The sequence below is a fragment of the Exiguobacterium sp. s91 genome, assembly GCF_018618915.1.
Lineage (GTDB): Bacteria > Bacillota > Bacilli > Exiguobacteriales > Exiguobacteriaceae > Exiguobacterium_A > Exiguobacterium_A abrahamii.
The window spans coordinates 69,226-84,417 of the sequence record NZ_JACSMZ010000005.1; the positions used below are offsets into that span (position 1 = coordinate 69,226).

17 protein-coding genes are annotated in these 15,192 nt (G+C 44.1%); 8 read left to right on the forward strand and 9 right to left on the reverse strand.

Annotated features, from left to right (window positions below):
• The first annotated feature begins 216 nt into the window (after positions 1 to 216).
• From KNQ06_RS15870 to KNQ06_RS15900, 7 genes are all read left to right on the forward strand, one after another.
• A complete protein-coding gene (locus KNQ06_RS15870; RefSeq protein WP_215148848.1) occupies positions 217 to 1,119 on the forward strand; it encodes a methyl-accepting chemotaxis protein in 903 nt (300 codons plus the stop codon).
• A 670-nt stretch (positions 1,120 to 1,789) separates the two neighbouring features.
• Positions 1,790 to 1,993 carry a hypothetical protein gene (locus tag KNQ06_RS15875; protein WP_215148850.1) on the forward strand — a complete coding sequence of 68 codons (204 nt, stop codon included), beginning with the start codon at positions 1,790 to 1,792 and terminating at the stop codon, positions 1,991 to 1,993.
• A gap of 211 nt (positions 1,994 to 2,204) precedes the next feature.
• Positions 2,205 to 2,399 carry a hypothetical protein gene (locus KNQ06_RS15880; protein WP_215148852.1) on the forward strand — a complete coding sequence of 65 codons (195 nt, stop codon included), beginning with the start codon at positions 2,205 to 2,207 and terminating at the stop codon, positions 2,397 to 2,399.
• Between the two features lie 139 nt (positions 2,400 to 2,538).
• The gene (locus KNQ06_RS15885; protein WP_215148854.1) at positions 2,539 to 3,384 is read left to right on the forward strand and encodes a ComEC/Rec2 family competence protein; all 846 of its coding nucleotides are present in this window, start codon (positions 2,539 to 2,541) and stop codon (positions 3,382 to 3,384) included.
• Positions 3,381 to 3,605, forward strand: a complete 225-nt coding sequence (locus KNQ06_RS15890; RefSeq protein ID WP_215148856.1) for a DUF3006 domain-containing protein — start codon at positions 3,381 to 3,383, stop codon at positions 3,603 to 3,605. The genes KNQ06_RS15885 and KNQ06_RS15890 overlap by 4 nt, the downstream gene beginning before the upstream one ends.
• A gap of 2 nt (positions 3,606 to 3,607) precedes the next feature.
• Complete coding sequence (locus KNQ06_RS15895) at positions 3,608 to 5,314, forward strand: GIY-YIG nuclease family protein (RefSeq protein ID WP_215148858.1); 1,707 nt, start codon at positions 3,608 to 3,610, stop codon at positions 5,312 to 5,314.
• A 41-nt stretch (positions 5,315 to 5,355) separates the two neighbouring features.
• Positions 5,356 to 6,264: a DUF4062 domain-containing protein gene (locus tag KNQ06_RS15900; protein WP_215148860.1), complete on the forward strand. Its 909-nt coding sequence runs from the start codon at positions 5,356 to 5,358 to the stop codon at positions 6,262 to 6,264.
• Positions 6,265 to 6,381: 117 nt separating this feature from the next.
• Here the strand turns inward: KNQ06_RS15900 and KNQ06_RS15905 are convergent, their stop codons facing one another.
• From KNQ06_RS15905 to KNQ06_RS15925, 5 genes are read right to left on the reverse strand one after another with little or no spacing between them, the layout of a single operon-like run.
• Positions 6,382 to 7,845, reverse strand: a complete 1,464-nt coding sequence (locus tag KNQ06_RS15905; RefSeq protein ID WP_215148862.1) for an ArdC-like ssDNA-binding domain-containing protein — start codon at positions 7,843 to 7,845, stop codon at positions 6,382 to 6,384.
• Between the two features lie 5 nt (positions 7,846 to 7,850).
• Positions 7,851 to 8,129, reverse strand: a complete 279-nt coding sequence (locus tag KNQ06_RS15910; protein WP_215148864.1) for a hypothetical protein — start codon at positions 8,127 to 8,129, stop codon at positions 7,851 to 7,853.
• A complete protein-coding gene (locus KNQ06_RS15915; RefSeq protein ID WP_215148866.1) occupies positions 8,126 to 8,581 on the reverse strand; it encodes a hypothetical protein in 456 nt (151 codons plus the stop codon). The genes KNQ06_RS15910 and KNQ06_RS15915 overlap by 4 nt, the downstream gene beginning before the upstream one ends.
• An 11-nt stretch (positions 8,582 to 8,592) precedes the next feature.
• A complete protein-coding gene (gene mobP2, locus KNQ06_RS15920) occupies positions 8,593 to 9,753 on the reverse strand; it encodes a MobP2 family relaxase (RefSeq protein ID WP_215148868.1) in 1,161 nt (386 codons plus the stop codon).
• Positions 9,746 to 9,997 carry a hypothetical protein gene (locus KNQ06_RS15925; RefSeq protein WP_215148871.1) on the reverse strand — a complete coding sequence of 84 codons (252 nt, stop codon included), beginning with the start codon at positions 9,995 to 9,997 and terminating at the stop codon, positions 9,746 to 9,748. The genes mobP2 and KNQ06_RS15925 overlap by 8 nt, the downstream gene beginning before the upstream one ends.
• Positions 9,998 to 10,134: 137 nt before the next feature.
• Between KNQ06_RS15925 and KNQ06_RS15930 the strand changes: the two genes are divergently transcribed.
• Positions 10,135 to 10,302, forward strand: coding sequence for a hypothetical protein (locus KNQ06_RS15930; RefSeq protein WP_215148873.1), 168 nt, complete (start codon positions 10,135 to 10,137; stop codon positions 10,300 to 10,302).
• A gap of 423 nt (positions 10,303 to 10,725) precedes the next feature.
• Here the strand turns inward: KNQ06_RS15930 and KNQ06_RS15935 are convergent, their stop codons facing one another.
• From KNQ06_RS15935 to KNQ06_RS15950, 4 genes are read right to left on the reverse strand one after another with little or no spacing between them, the layout of a single operon-like run.
• Positions 10,726 to 11,565, reverse strand: coding sequence for a hypothetical protein (locus tag KNQ06_RS15935; RefSeq protein ID WP_215148875.1), 840 nt, complete (start codon positions 11,563 to 11,565; stop codon positions 10,726 to 10,728).
• A complete protein-coding gene (locus tag KNQ06_RS15940) occupies positions 11,566 to 12,123 on the reverse strand; it encodes a hypothetical protein (RefSeq protein ID WP_215148877.1) in 558 nt (185 codons plus the stop codon).
• A gap of 13 nt (positions 12,124 to 12,136) precedes the next feature.
• Complete coding sequence (locus KNQ06_RS15945; RefSeq protein ID WP_251133583.1) at positions 12,137 to 13,243, reverse strand: lysozyme family protein; 1,107 nt, start codon at positions 13,241 to 13,243, stop codon at positions 12,137 to 12,139.
• Entirely contained in the window at positions 13,243 to 15,186 is a 1,944-nt protein-coding gene (locus KNQ06_RS15950) for a VirB4 family type IV secretion system protein (protein ID WP_215148879.1), read from the reverse strand. The genes KNQ06_RS15945 and KNQ06_RS15950 overlap by 1 nt, the downstream gene beginning before the upstream one ends.
• Between the last annotated feature and the right edge of the window lie 6 nt (positions 15,187 to 15,192).

Sequence of the window (15,192 nt, forward strand, 5' to 3'; positions counted from 1 at the left end):
AATCCAAGGGATATAAACTTCTTATACCCTGATAATTTATTAGTACTTTCGATACTAGTTTTTAGAAAGGAAAAATAATAAAAAAAGACTAAAAACATTGATACTTATTTCAAAAAAGATGTATTCTGAATAGCCCTTTATAACTATATTTATCTATACATAATGAGGAAATACGAATTGTGCATCTAAAAAATAGACGTCAAGAGGGTGAAGGTAATGGATTCGGATAAGGTCAATCTTTCTTCTGGTATAGTGTTGGATTCTTTAAAAAATCATGTAGCGATGATTCGATTTGATTTGCAAAGAAAAGTAGTCGATGTAAATGATCTCTTTGCGAAGACGATGAAATATCGGAAGGAAGAGATGATTGGCATGTATCATCACCTGTTTTGCCCTCCCTCCTTTGTCAATAGTAATGAGTATAAGGAGTTTTGGGAGAAGCTGTTCTTCGGATTAAGTGCTTCTGACAAAATCGAGCGAATCGACTCTCTCGGAAACTCTATTTGGTTAGAGGCGACCTACATGCCATTGATTGAAGACGGTCAGGTCGTCGGAGTCGTCAAAATTGCGACAGATATCACGGAGCGGCAACAATTAGTCGAAACGTATGCGAAGACGTTCGATACGATCGCAGAGACACTTGACGAAAGAGCGCTCTATGGGATTAAAGAGAGTGGATTATTGAAGAAGACGATTGAACATATGGCAAGCGAGACATTAGCGAACTATAAGGTCGTCCAAAACCTACAAAAACAGGCGGACGAGATTACACATCTCACTGCAACCATTAAAGGAATTGCTTCTCAAACCAATTTATTATCATTAAATGCATCAATCGAGGCAGCGCGAGCCGGTGATCATGGCAAAGGATTCAACGTCGTCGCGACAGAAGTCCGAAATCTGTCGAAACTTGTCGAACGTGCTGTAGTGGATGTTCGGACGACGACCGAAAAGATGAACGGAGAACTGGAACAAGTATTGAGGGTGATGGACCAATCAGCAAAAGATACGACGGACAGCCTTCAAGTGATGGAGAAAACCGTCGACAGATTCAATAGTATGGGAGAAACCGCTGGAGAGTTAAACGTGACCGCTAAAGCCTTTACGTCGATTGTTTGAGTGGTGCGATGACTCACTCGATGCTTTATCATACGATTCAAGTCCTTGATAGCAAGAGGATTTGAGTCGTATTTTTACGTATAGTCATTTCTATGCCGCGTTCAGCTCAGTAATAGTTTCCTCTATTTTCAAATAAGATCACACTTACGTACCGTAGCATGAATGGACAAAAAAACGACGATATTTTCTTTTTTAAGAGAGCACAAATGAGTAATGAATGGACTAGTTCCGAATTCAAGGGCAATGTGAGACCCACAGTGGAGTGTATAAAGGTTCGAGGAGAGAGAGCTGATTGAAGTGAATTGTTCCTCCTGTAGATAGGTAGTGATGCTCTTTCTACTGGATATTACAACAAAGGAAGAATTTTCAGGCTCATGCGTGAGGCTGTAGGCTGCACGCAGCGACATTCTCATCGCACCGCTGCCCTCCTGCCGGACCGATAACGAGAGCTGCGACTCGCCTGCGCGAGGCATCTCTACGTTCCTGTTCCTTGCGACGGAAGGCACGGAGCGTTCCATAGAATTATAAAAAGAAAAATAAAAGGTTAGGGTTTAGTGGAAGGAATGGCATACTAAAGGAAAGTGTCTTGTCCGCGTATGAGATCGTCGTTAGTGCTTCGGTCGTGAATGATGTATCGTATGCGAGGATATCTAAAAAGGAGAAACTACATATGAACTTTGACGGATCGACTGATGTATTCGGTGCAACACTAACGAATGTCCCTCTACTCTACCTCGTACCGATTGCATTTGGACTTTTCTTATTGATCGATTTCTTGTTTACAAAAGAAAAGAAGAACTTTTTGAGCCGGACCGGTAAAGTATTATTGGTTCCGCTCATTCTGATCGTAGGTGTCCTCATTTATCTCTATTGATTCGATGTGCGTAGGAAGAATGATTATTTTTATGGCAGAAACGATGTTGAAAAAGGTCGTTTCTTTTTTTTGCGTGAAAAATTAATCGTGCATTGTTTCGTAACAACTCGGTTATTTTACATATCACTTCGCTTATCTTATCTAAGGTAATTCGTACAGCTTCTTAAATCATTCTATGCTGTGCTTAACAAAACGGTTAGAGGTGGTATACATGAGTATAATTGAGATGTTTGAGGTCATGGAACAAGCAAAGAGGAAACAGGTACCAGATAAGGTAACATTGATTGATGCCCAGCTTCGATTCGTACGAGAAGTAGACGGATCGATCGAGCACGTGACGTGGTTTATCAATGTTGATCGACTGACAGACTTCATGCAGACGCATTTTACTAAGCAGACCCGTTAAGGTCTGTTTTTTTGTGTATTGATTAACATATAAATTAACCTAGCAATAAAAATGAATGGGTGGGAAATATAACCAACTTTCTCCTGGTATTCACTGTATACTGAAGATAACTTACAAATCAGGAATGGAGCGATGAAAGATGAAACGAAAATGGATGGGTGCCAGCTTAGCGCTCGCAAGTATTGGATTACTCGTCGGACCACTGCAAGGTGCAGAGGCAGCGACACCAAAAATCAAGGTTCACTATATCGATGTTGGTCAGGGCGATGCGATCTACATCAAGATGCCGAGTGGTGAGGACATCGTCATCGATGGCGGCAACAAGGGGAAGGGCGATGAACTCGTTGCCTATCTGAAGAAGCAGAAGGTCGGTGACATCGAAATGTTGATCTCGACGCATCCTGATGCCGATCATATCGGGGGGCTTGATGAAGTCCTCGACTCATTTAAGGTCAAGAGCGTCTATGCACCGAAGGTCAAGCACACGACGCAAGCCTACAAGGATTTCTTGTTGGCGGTTAAACGCGAGAAGCTGACAATCAAGACGGCAAAGGCTGGTGTCTCACTTCCGGTCAAAGGTGTGAAGGCGCAGTTCGTCGGACCGGTCAAAGACTATGCGAAGAGTGATCTGAACAACTGGAGTGCGGTCTTACACGTCGCCTACAAGAAGAACACGTTCTTGTTCACGGGAGACGCGGAATTGAAGTCGGAGCAAGACATGATCGCGAAGAAGAAGACGCTGCGTGCGGACGTCCTCAAGGTCGGGCATCATGGGGCGAAGACATCAACAAGCGCGACGTTCCTCAAGTACGTTAAACCGAAGTACGCCGTCATCAGTGTCGGGAAGAACGCGTATGGACACCCGACGAAGGAAGTCGTGACGAACTTGAAGCGTGCGAAGGCGACGATGCTGCGGACCGATAAGAGTGGCACAATTGTCTTCGAAGGGAACGGATCGTCCTACACGATCAAGAAATCGAAATGAAAAAGCGAAAAGGGATTATCGACCGAATTGAAGAGAAATGGGTCGTCGTCGAGTTCGATGACGGGATGCGCGATATCCCGATTTCCCGCTTTCCGATGACGGTGGAGTCGGGCGATGTCATCTGGATGGATGAATATGGTCATATCGAGAAGGATGAATGTGAGCGACAGCGACTCTCAGACGAAATCGATAAGTTGATCGAAGAACTGTGGGAGGAATAAGTATGGAAATTCAAGGTCAAAAGCATTTTGAGAATATAAAAGAAAAAGTGAAAGCAATTTTTTCTTCTGAAAAGTACAAAGAAGTTAACCGATTAACAAATTATAAATTAAGCGGTGTATACATGATTTATATAGATTGTGATAAGGATGATTTGATTATGCCTATTTATATTGGACAATCTAAAAATGTACAAAAAAGATATAAAGATCATTTGACTCAATTGTTATCACTCAATCGATTAACTTATGAATCTTACAAAGAGTACTTTTTTTCTGGGAAAAATTCTTATTATGATGGTTTTTTTAAAACGTGCAAAATTTTTAAGTACATGATTGAAAAAGATTGTGATTTAACTAAATTTCGTATGAAGGTTCTTGTTGAATGTGAGGTGGAAAAACTCGATTATTATGAAGATTTTTATATAGAAGAATTTTCATCTTCGTTTTTAGGTTTTAACCAATTTGAATCTCGTATACAAGCTAATAAACTAAAGTGGAATGCAAATGAAAAAAACGAAAATAAAGATTCTGATGTAACTAGATTTTTAAAAGCTATCGAGAGCGATATCGAAGGAGTTCAAAAATATTATGAGTACGGGTTTACAAAGTTTAATTTTGAACACGCTATGCCTACGGATATTTCATATCTTTTAAATGTAACATCTGATAACAATAGCATAAGAGAAATTGAGCGTTTACAAAAAGAATTAATTAATTTGTGTGAAACTAAAATTCCAGGATATTTTGAATTGTTGAATCTTAAAAACCGATTGCATTTTTCTTTAGAAACTAAAAAAGAAATGTTTAAAAAAGAAGAAGAATTCACAGTGAAACTCATTTCAAAGATTAAAAATCTTTTAAATACAGGTTTGTTAGAAAAAAGCGATTCAGAAGCTTTAGGAAGATTTATAATAAAATATGAACAGGGAAAAATCCGTACTTTAGATTTTTTTACCCATTCATTCACAAAAAATCTTCTTGAAAAGCATTACAATGAGGATATGAATAAATTAATCCAATTAAGAGATAGTTCTATAGAAGCAAGAGATTCCTATTTTTTAGATAATGAAAAAAGAGATGATTATTCAGGAGAACTTAGAAAAATTAGATATGAACTAATTTTCCCACGCAAATCTTATGATCTGTTTCCATTAAAGTCGCTGACTTACAAATTATCTCCAAAGATTCCTCGTAGAACACAAATTCATATTCATTTCGATTTAACAAATAATGGAGTGATGAGATCTGTAATTCCTAAACATACAGATGTTGTAAGAGTATTGATTTTTAATACAGAGACTGGTCAACAATTAGCGTATTATATTGATAATAAAACTACGCGCAAAATTAAAAATGATATTTTTTATATAGAAAAAGATTTTAATAATTTAGTTGTATTTCAAAAGCAACGCTTTGCGATATCTTCTACAAAAAGCGATCAATTCGGGCCTACACTTTTTATAGAAGACTATGACAACTCCTTCATTTCAATTCTTTCTGAATACAAGCACGGTATAAATGATTATGTAATAAAGAATCAATCTCTCTACAAATTATCTTCTATTTTTGATAAAATCAATGAATTTACCTCTGAATATTCAATAATAGGTTGGAGTTGTTCCGAATCTAAAAACGCCTTAAACAAAGCTCTTACTAACGACGAATTAAGCAAGCATCCGCTCTCAATTAAATTAGGTATACTATCATGAATATTAAATAATATAACGTCTTAATATAGGAGAGTAATCGTATGAGATGTGTTCGACTCATTAAAATATTTATTGCATCACCAGGAGACGTGAGCATACAACGAGATAAGATCGAAAAATTGATATGGGGATGGAATAATGAACACGCTGACACAAAAAATGTTATTTTGATGCCTATTAGGTGGGAAAATAATTCATCTGCATCTTATGAAACTAATAAAGATGGACAAGCTGTCATTAATGAACAAATAGTAAAGGATAGTGATATTCTTATAGCGTTATTCGGGAATCGTATAGGTACAAGAACTAAAAATGGTAAGTCTGGAACGATTGAAGAAATTGACGTTTTTTATAATCACCATAAAAGAAATGTAGGAATCTTTTTTTTAGAAATTGATACACCAGAAAGCTTAATTGAAGAGCGTAAAATGGTTATGAAATACAAGGAATATCTTATAAATAATAACCGTGGGTTATTTGAAAAGTACAGTGATCAAAAAATATTATATTTTATTACTAAACAAGTAGATGCGTTAATTAAATCACTTGTTACAATAGAAAATGAGAATTTTAAAAAAAATGAAAATAATGTTTTTCATCAAGATATTTTTGATGAATCAGAATACGACATTGATGAACAACTTTTCTGTTTGTTTATGGTAGAAGAGGAGTTAAGAACTTTTGGAGCGCGATGGATGGCTAAAGATACAATTGTTCATATTAAACGATGGGAAGATGATAATAACTTGGAAAATCGTTTAAGCTCTAATTACGAAAAAACATTAAATAAGATGTTTCAGCGTGATGCTTTAAAGGTTGAAGAAATTACGGAGTATAACAATCCTAGACTATATTCTATAACTAAAGACAACTATCTTGATGCAAAAAAATATATACAGAATAATAATGAAAAAGCCAAAAAATTAAAACTTTCGTTTCGTAAATCGTAAACAGTTTCTTCTTTCGTCTCGAAAGAAGAAACTGTTTATTTACTCCTATTCTTTTAATTTAATCCACATAATAATCAATTTACTCTGTTTATTCGATACAGGAGAGAACTAGTTTTTTTAACGGCTATGGAAATCCTGTTCCGGTACATTGAAGCGACGCGTCGCGATTTGCCGTACTTTTTCTAAATCACGATCTTCTGTCAAAATCATCTCGTTGTACCACGCCTTTTCAAGTACTTCTTCCGTCTCTTTACTGACGACTTCTGTTTTTAGGATATGATGTAGTGGTCCAGAGGCATCGTCGAGGACGCGGAAGTGTTGGCTGATTGGTTCTTCATCCGGGATGACGAGCGTATAGGCGACGGTCTCATGCTCGTCAAAGTCACGGTCGTTGGCTTTCGCGAACGGTTCGAAGAAGTCTGTTGCCCCATGGACGAGCATCATCGGTTCTTCGAACGTTGACAGCTCTTGTTGCGTGTCCTGCTTAGCGATGCTCGTCAGATAAGCATTGACGTCTTCCGGTGAATGTTGCATGATTCGTTCTAGCCGTTCAGCTAACGGTAGTCCGTGTTCTGTGATTTGTGCACACTGTTCGATGTACTCGATCATCTTAAGTGGTGATGCTTCGCGTTCCAAGATTTGCTCCTGCTCGAGCGAAGTATGAATCTCGCGGATGAAATGACCGGATGTCTGATGGACTTCGTGCAACAGATCTTCCTTGTCGCGCAAGTCTCTCCCTTGCGTCCAGTTGGCGAGATACGACAATGAAAACTCGTCCGTCGAAAAACCAAAGTGTGCCGCGACCGTGTAAGCGACCATCTCCGCTTGGAATTCCTTCTCGTGCGGATTCAACTCAATTCCGCGTTCTTCATTTCGTTCTAAGTTATGCAGATTGGCATGCGCGAGTTCATGGATCAGGACGGTCACGTTCTCGATGTCCGAGTTGCGGGGATTGAGGGCGATTGCGTTCAGTTCTGGATAAAAGCATCCTTTCGCGGTACCAAGCTCGCTTAATGGCTGATCGAGTATTTTCACGTCTTGTGTCTCTGCAATCCCGTTCAATGCGCGGCGAAACGATTCCGCCTCGCGAAGCGATCCATTTCGATGATAGGAAGCAAACAGCTCAGAGACTTCAAGTCCCTTTTCCCGTGCATCGGTCTGTGTGTACTCGAAGACATGACCAATCTTGTAGTACATCGCTTTCCGCGTCGGAAGAGAACCTTCCTTGGCACGCTTTTGCTCCATCTTCGTGGCGTCCTTCCACTCCACCCACTCCGTCTCTCGTTTGATGAACGTAACGGGGGAGGGAACGAAGATTTTAATGCCTTTTTCTCCTTTTTGGACCTGGACACCTTGCTTCTCCCAGTATGCATAGGAACCGACCGCACGGGCGCCTTGGAACTGTTCCTCGATCAACAGCATGTTGCGTGTTGAATAGCGATGGAACCGGCTCATGAAATCGAGATGCTCCTTGATGCTCTCCTGACTGACAAAGTGAGAAGCAAGCTGCGTCTCCATCTTATTGGTCAACGCTTGGACTTCCTTCTGATAATCCTCCCGTGTTTTCTTCTTATATCCCACGCGTTTCACGCTCCTTCCGACGAGACGGACGAATCAGCAGCACCTTCGAAATCTTCTAATTCCTGCAGAACACTCGGGTCGGTAGCGAGTCGGTTCAGTAGTAGATGACGACGATCACGTGATACCGGTAGCAACAACAACGGCTCTTCTTGCAGGATTTCAAGGAATGAATATTCCTCATGCGAAACCGGAATGTCGTAGCGCGCTTGATGAATCAAGACGGTGACATGGGTCGGATGCAATTCGAAAAATGTCGCAAGTGTGAAGGCTTCTAGTCGTCTCATTTGTGGATCATCCTTTCTTTATCCGAGTGCTTATATTGCTTTCGCTGGTCAATTCGTTTTTTGACAGCCGTTTCTGCCGTCTCAAGGAAGGAGGGACGGTATTCGGTCGTCGGAATGATGTCCTCGATGCTTTCCGTCTGCATCAAGGCTTGTACGAGTTCGATTAACACCTGTGTTTGGAGGTCTGTTTGTTGGACGCTTAATCGTAACGGAGAGAGACTTTTGGTGATCTGTTCTTCCCAGAACGACGTCAACTCTTGCTCGATTTGTTTCGAGACGGAACGACTGACATAGTTCAAGTCCCATTGCTTTTTGATCATCTCTTGATAGTCGCGGATGATGTGATCGATTGCCGGACCAATCCCGGACAACCTTTCTCTTTCCCGATATTCTTCTAAAAATTCAGCGGTCACGGCACTCATCTTAATCCGGACTTGTTTTGTTTCCTCCACTGCCCGTCACCTTACCTTTCGTGTTGGACTTCCTGTTCGAGTTGTTCAAACGCACGCTGATTCTTGATATGGTCCCATTCATCATTCATGTGTCGTCCGATTCGATAGAGTGTCTCTTGCATGATCCGTTCACGTCGAAACGCTGATTGGATTTTTTGTTTAGGTGAGGATGTATCCCCCTTCGTAAGCTTCGGAGACGACTTATCTGACTCACGCATCTCGGACAGGAAGGCGTTTCCCATTCGTGTATAGAGATCCTGTTCTTTCGTCTTCCGATAAGCTGATGCTTGCGATCCCGATCCGTAACTTCGCTCGTAGAATGCGACCTCCGTATCAAGTCGTTGCTTGAAGGCGGTGTGTTCTTTCTCGAAGTGTGTTGCAAGGTATGTGTCAGTGAATTGATTGAGTGAAGGACGCAGTTCTTTCATGCCGTTCATGTTGTAATACCACTGCTGTTTATCGTCCGGTAGTTGTTTCTGAATCGCTTTGTACTGGCGTACGAGTTCCGGATGTAGCACGCGATTCGAAACGGATAGTGTTGCATGATTCCGTTTGTGCATTAAGACTTCATCACGGATGAAGGCCTTCAATTTCTCTTGTTCAAGTGTCCGGTCGGCAAGCGTATGGACGACTTGTGCCTTCATCTTCTCAATCGTTTTCGGTTTACGTTTACCGCGTTCGCGTGGATGCATCGTCTCAACTGTCGCGACATGGACGTGGATGTTGTCCGTGTTGTAATGGATGGCAGCGGTCCATGTCGCGTGCGGCATCTGTTCCTTTTCAATCATCAACGAGGTCGCGTTCCGTGTCGCTTGCATCAATCGTTGTTCATCGATGAAACGATTTTCTTTGACGCCGACTTCTTGTAACCAGGCTTCATCGAACGAGATGACATCTTGCCAGAGGATGCTGCCATTCTCTTGTGCCCGACGGAAGATATCGCGTAACTGCTCTCGTTCATTCGCATTCAATCGGTCATGCGTCGCCGTGAACAGACCGCTTGATTTCAGTTCATCTTCCATATAGTCGTGATAGTTTTCAAATTGATGCGACCGCGCTTTCGTCTCCGGACGATCGATATAGCTGAGGTAGGTCGTGTAACGACGCAAACGTCGGGTTGCTTGCGGCAACTTGAACTTCGACTTGATGATGACGCCTGGAATGTTACTCATCCTGCATCACCTCACGGAAGAGTGTAGTCAAGAGTTCGAGTTCGGTTGCACTCCGCTTCAGATGCAAGGTATTCGCTTCGAGTTGTCGTTCGAGACGTGCGATCTGTGTCGACTGGATACCGTTCGCGCACCAGCTGATCAGCAAACCTTTCAACAATTCTTGTCGGGAACACATCTGTTTCTCCGCCTGTTCGTCGAGTTGTTTGACGAATAAGGGGTCGATGTCACGAATCAAGAGGTCCATTCGTCTTCCTCCTTCCATCAGGAAAGTCAGTCTTAATGATTTAAAAAAATGAAAAATTTTCCGAACAATTTACTCGTTCCTCCTGTCATTAGAAGTGAGAAAGGTGATCCTACTTAGACAAAGAACGGAGGAAACATATGCAATCCATCATCGAACACGGTTACGCATTTGGAGAAGCCGTGAGCGTCTCCTTGATCGTGGAACTTTTAAAAGCCATGTATGCGAAGACACGCACACATGAATCTGTCTCAGTTGATGTGAGTGACGCTTCTAATGCAAAGAAAGAATCAATCGGTATGAATTAATAAATTTTTCCATTTGTTGAAACCTCACGCTTCCGAATGCTGTATAAGGATGAGAGGAGGGGATGGAAGATGTCGGTTTGGGTTCTCGCGTTGTTCGGATTAGCTTTTAGTTTTGGTTCGTTTTATGTCATGTTGAAAGTATTTGAGTCGTTAAAAAGATAATCCTAGAACACATTCAACGAGCCGAGATGCTCGTTTTTTTATTGGACTAGAGAGAAGGACAATCAAGTTTTCCAGCCAAAAATCAAAAGCAGTAAAAAGCAAAATAGATCTAAAATCGTGAAAAAAGAGCATAAGGGGAAACTGCTATCACTCAGCGTGCTAGCCTAGGCGGAGCCTAGTGTTTCCCTGATATCATCAAAATCGCCAAAAGGTCACACCGCGTGCCACTAAAAACGGCATTTTGGCACGGTGTTTGCCACCTTACCATTTCAGTTCACGTGCTTTAATGCGCAATTGATCTTGTCTTTTTTCTTCTTGCGTGAGTTGTTTTTTCAATTCCGTTTGTCTTAACAGTGCGTCTTCTTTGTCTTGCTTCAGATTGAAGATTTCATCCTCACGTTCGACTTGTTCATCGAGTGTCAGGTCGGGTAAAGTAGTTTGTTTTGCCTCGATGTCCTGTTCGATTTGTTGGATGAGGGAAGTTTGTTCCGTCTGTTCGCGCTTCATTCTCTTGATCCGTTTTTGACTTTGCAGGTGCTCGTCAGCGATAAAAAGTTGTGCATAGTCATCTGCTTGTTGTTTAGAAAGTGATGTCTTTATGACACGTCGCTGATCCATATAGAGTGATTCGACGAGCGCGTCTTCTCGCTTCGTGGCACGCAGCTTCTCGAGTGACTGTTCGGGCTTAATGACATACAAGCGGAGTGCTAGTTGATCAAAATCGCGCGGTACATCTTTGATTTCGAAGACGTAGTGCTCGTCCTGCTGATAGACGACACGGACGCGGTGTTCATCCGTTGGTCGTTCCTTGTAAGCGAAACGCGTGACAAGTTTCGTCGCGTAATCTTGGGGTTGGTCGAACTGGAGGCGGACACGCATCTGTTTCCGTCTCGTATCATGCGACCAGTCAAGAAGCGTGACGGTCTGTCCATTCGTCAACCGTTGTTCTTCGCCGAGGGGTGTCGCATTGATTGGTTGTTCCTCAGCAAAGAAGAGGGAAGAGAAACCGAAAAACAGAAAACCAATCAAGAAGAACAGACCTGTTCCGAGATACAAGCGCGACCAGTCACGGGTCAATGTCTTTCGTTTTCCTGGATGCATTTAGACACCTCCTGACGTTTGAAGACTCTTCATCTGATCGACGATGTAACGTCCACCTTGATAGATAAACTTCAGTTCAACTAATTCTTCAGACGTTTCTTCGTAACCACTGGCATCAATCGTCAACGTTCGTTGGAAGCGGACGAGACAATGCTCCGAATCGTCCCGTCTTGGAAAGACTTCGATGTCCGAGACGGAAGCGGTGAACTTACTATCGCTTCCGTTACTCGCAAACAATATCCGTTTGAGGGACTCTGACATATACTGATCGGCTTGTCGTTTGCGTGTGGGATAGGTCCCGTCCTCCCAGATAAAGGCGAACGTGATGAAGCGTTCCGCACTCTTAGAGATGACCGATTTCTGTTCTTGCTCTTGTTCATTAATTGAGATGGGCGGATCTGACACCGTTGTTTTTGGTAATACATTCTTCTCGTCTTTCTCGACGATTCGATGCGATTCATCTGTTGCCATGGAACGATATTGATAGACATTGGCACTGATCGACAGCAGCAGACAGAACAACACGAGCCACAGAAGATGACGACTCGTCAATGCCATGGTTCATCCCTCCTTATAGCGAAAACAGTGGTGCCGGATCAATGTGTCCGGACCAATCACTCGTCTTGAATTCGATGTGCAGATGATTCCCCGTCGAACGTCCGGTCGACCCACACATTCCGATCGCTTGACCAGCCTCGATCTTCTGACCTGTCTTGACTTGGCGTGCAGAAAGGTGGGCGTAAGCGGTGATCCAGTCACCTTGTTTGATCTGAATCAGTTGCCCGTACGGTCCGCGCGAGCCGCTATAGGTGACGGTACCGGAGCGGACGGCGTGGACGGTATCCGTATCGTGACAACTAAAATCGATGCCCGTATGGACGTCCGTCTTTCCGAAAACGATCCGTGATCCGAAACCCGACGTCATCTGAAGCGGGATGTCGAGCGGAGCATGAAGTTTTCCTTTGATCGGTCCTGTCTTACCTTCCGCTAGTACGGTCGGTGTCAGATAACGAAGGACAGCATCGACATATTCGATGTCGCCATAACAGGCTTGATGCTTGATTGCGCTCGGACGATGACATTGATAAATGCCGCTCTTCTTAACGCGTTGGTACATCATCTGGGAAAAGGAAATCGCGAGTTGTTTCGTATAGCGTCCCCCGTTTTCTTGGACGTAATCAATGAAGCCACCCCCGAAGTTGTAACTCTGGAGAGTCAACTTGACGTCCTCGTTCGCTTGCCGGAAGACAGATGCGAAGTGCTTCACGCCGTAACGAATGCTCTCGTCGGGCGAGGTGATGCAACCAATCCGTCCGCACTTCGATTCACTCGCTTGCATCGGATCGTTCCCGCGTCCACCGCTTTCCTGCATCATCAACGCAAGGACGACATTCGTCTGTCCCTCGAGTTGTTCCTTCTTCAATTCACGCGCAATTGCTTCGCGGTATTGGAGGACATTATCACTGACTTGCAGACTCGCGTCCGAGTAAGCGATCGGTGTCTCCGTTGCTTGTTCGTTCTCGATCCCGGTCAACGTATCGAGAATCCCTGCGACGATGATGATCAGTAGGAGGAGCAGGAGCGCGATAGCAAGCGAAAACAAACGATACTTTAAGGTCAGGAGTCGCCATTTCATCCGGACGGCGACACGTGCCGAATGCCGGACCGTACTCCACATCAGGCACCATCTCCGAACAAGGTCAGCTCCTCAGGTGAGACATCGACATCGAAGATCAACGTCTTCACACCGGAGATACTGAGGACGATCCGTCCTGTCTCGAGCGACGGAATCAACCGCGTCTCACTCTCCGTCAACTGTCCGTCGAAGACAGTCTGGATCGTCGGAATACTCTCGGCATCCTGCTCGCCAATGAACTTATACTGCGTCAGTTGGAACAACGTCTTAACGTTCTCGGCGTTTTCCGATTTCGACCCAGTTGGGACGAAGTCCGTGATCAAGTGCGAGGCGAAGAAGATGCCGCCGAAGTATTTCCGTGCTTCGCGCATGAATTGTTGCAGGTATAGAATCGCGGGTTGGGCGATATCGCGCGTATTAATCAGATGATGTGCCTCATCGATAACAATCAGATACTTGAAGGCATCTTCGATTAATAACTCGCCCTGGTTGTAGCTGCGGAGTTGTCCGGCACCGTTGAGGATCATCCCGTCCCACAGCATGTTCATCAGATTGAAGACCTGTGCCTGAAAGATTTCGTCTTTCAGATTGGTCAGGTTGCGTAGCGGGAATGAGACAATCGCTTCCTCATCGAACCGCTCGATGGAAGAGTGTCCGTCGAAGATATTGCCGTAGTTGTGGACGAGGTTCGTGATAGCGAGCTCGATGTTCTCAAGTCGTCTGACACGGTTCGTACTGATCGTCTCACGAATCGTCGTCCGTGCAGCGTCCACATACAATTCAGAGCGAACGAGCGCTAAGAAGTCGGAGAAGACGGGATAGGTATTTGCAGGGTGGGTCGTGATTGGCGCGTCACCGTCCTCGTTCCAGAGCCCTTTCTCAAGATAGAGTTGCCGGAGCAGAATTTCGAACTCGTTCGCTTCTTCCTGTGTAGCTGCGGGATTGATGTAGTGATAGAAGACCGCAATCTTCGATAAATGTTGCATGAACGAGAGCGCCTCATCTGCCGAGCCATCAACGTGCGTCACCGTCTTATAGACATGGAGTGGATTGATCCGTCCGGCGGAACCGTCAAGTGCGATCTCCTTCCCACCGAGCTGTCGTACGAGGTCGGAGAACTCGCCCGTCACATCCAAGATGCGAACGTGATTCCCTTTGATCGCTTGATCGAGAACCGTCTTCTTGAGCAAGGTTGACTTCCCGGAGCCCATCTTGCCGATCATCAACGCGTTGTAGAACTTCCGTTGCTTGTCCTTATGGAACAAGTCGAAGATAACGCTCCCGTTCGTATCCGTCGTCCCGTAGTAGGTCCCCGTCGGATCCTGTAGCGACGTGAAGTGGAAAGGATAACCACCTGCGATTGAGAGCGACGGGATCTCTTTCCCCCGGCGTCGGTTCGGTAGTTTTTGTTGTTGTTCGTAGCTGAGGAAGAGACTCTGCCACTCCCATTCCTGTTCGTTCAGGAAGACGGTTGCACGAAAGTTTCGTGCTTCGAGTTCTTCCATTACGTCCTGTACCTGGCGTTCGAGTACGTCGAGTGTCTTCGCTTTGACGTAGAGCCGGAGATGCAGATACTTCATCGTCTCGCCTTGCGTGATCTGTTCGTAGAGTTCATTCAATTCTTTGTATGTCTCGCGCGCATCAATCCGGTCGACGTTGTCCTTCGCATTTTCGAAGCGCGTATTCTGCTCGGCCATCGATTTGTTGATTGTCCGGATCATCTCCCGTTTGTCTGCCGTCCCGATGTCGAGCGTCGTCAGGACGCCAGGGAGGTTGAGAATTGGTTCGAGCCAGAAGTCGTAGACCGTCGATTGATACTTATAGACATGGAGGCAGGCGAGATAACCGTCACCGGTCCGGATATAGTTCGGCTCGAAGCGGAGTCCGCCTTGCGGCTGGACGGCTTGGACGAATTTCGGATTGTAGCCATTCTGTCGTTTGATCGTCTCCGGGTCCTGCTTCCGTAGAAAACGCGTGCGCCACATGACGTC

Excerpts from the sequence above, each read along its gene's own strand:
- KNQ06_RS15870 (WP_215148848.1), top strand. The coding sequence starts at position 217 with ATGGATTCGGATAAGGTCAATCTTTCTTCTGGTATAGTGTTGGATTCT.
- KNQ06_RS15885 (WP_215148854.1), top strand. The coding sequence starts at position 2,539 with ATGAAACGAAAATGGATGGGTGCCAGCTTAGCGCTCGCAAGTATTGGA.
- KNQ06_RS15880 (WP_215148852.1), top strand. The coding sequence starts at position 2,205 with ATGAGTATAATTGAGATGTTTGAGGTCATGGAACAAGCAAAGAGGAAA.
- KNQ06_RS15925 (WP_215148871.1), bottom strand. The coding sequence starts at position 9,997 with ATGGACCTCTTGATTCGTGACATCGACCCCTTATTCGTCAAACAACTC.
- KNQ06_RS15900 (WP_215148860.1), top strand. The coding sequence starts at position 5,356 with ATGAGATGTGTTCGACTCATTAAAATATTTATTGCATCACCAGGAGAC.
- KNQ06_RS15910 (WP_215148864.1), bottom strand. The coding sequence starts at position 8,129 with ATGAGACGACTAGAAGCCTTCACACTTGCGACATTTTTCGAATTGCAT.
- mobP2 (WP_215148868.1), bottom strand. The coding sequence starts at position 9,753 with ATGAGTAACATTCCAGGCGTCATCATCAAGTCGAAGTTCAAGTTGCCG.
- KNQ06_RS15875 (WP_215148850.1), top strand. The coding sequence starts at position 1,790 with ATGAACTTTGACGGATCGACTGATGTATTCGGTGCAACACTAACGAAT.
- KNQ06_RS15950 (WP_215148879.1), bottom strand. The coding sequence starts at position 15,186 with ATGTGGCGCACGCGTTTTCTACGGAAGCAGGACCCGGAGACGATCAAA.
- KNQ06_RS15935 (WP_215148875.1), bottom strand. The coding sequence starts at position 11,565 with ATGCATCCAGGAAAACGAAAGACATTGACCCGTGACTGGTCGCGCTTG.
- KNQ06_RS15945 (WP_251133583.1), bottom strand. The coding sequence starts at position 13,243 with ATGTGGAGTACGGTCCGGCATTCGGCACGTGTCGCCGTCCGGATGAAA.
- KNQ06_RS15895 (WP_215148858.1), top strand. The coding sequence starts at position 3,608 with ATGGAAATTCAAGGTCAAAAGCATTTTGAGAATATAAAAGAAAAAGTG.
- KNQ06_RS15940 (WP_215148877.1), bottom strand. The coding sequence starts at position 12,123 with ATGGCATTGACGAGTCGTCATCTTCTGTGGCTCGTGTTGTTCTGTCTG.
- KNQ06_RS15930 (WP_215148873.1), top strand. The coding sequence starts at position 10,135 with ATGCAATCCATCATCGAACACGGTTACGCATTTGGAGAAGCCGTGAGC.
- KNQ06_RS15890 (WP_215148856.1), top strand. The coding sequence starts at position 3,381 with ATGAAAAAGCGAAAAGGGATTATCGACCGAATTGAAGAGAAATGGGTC.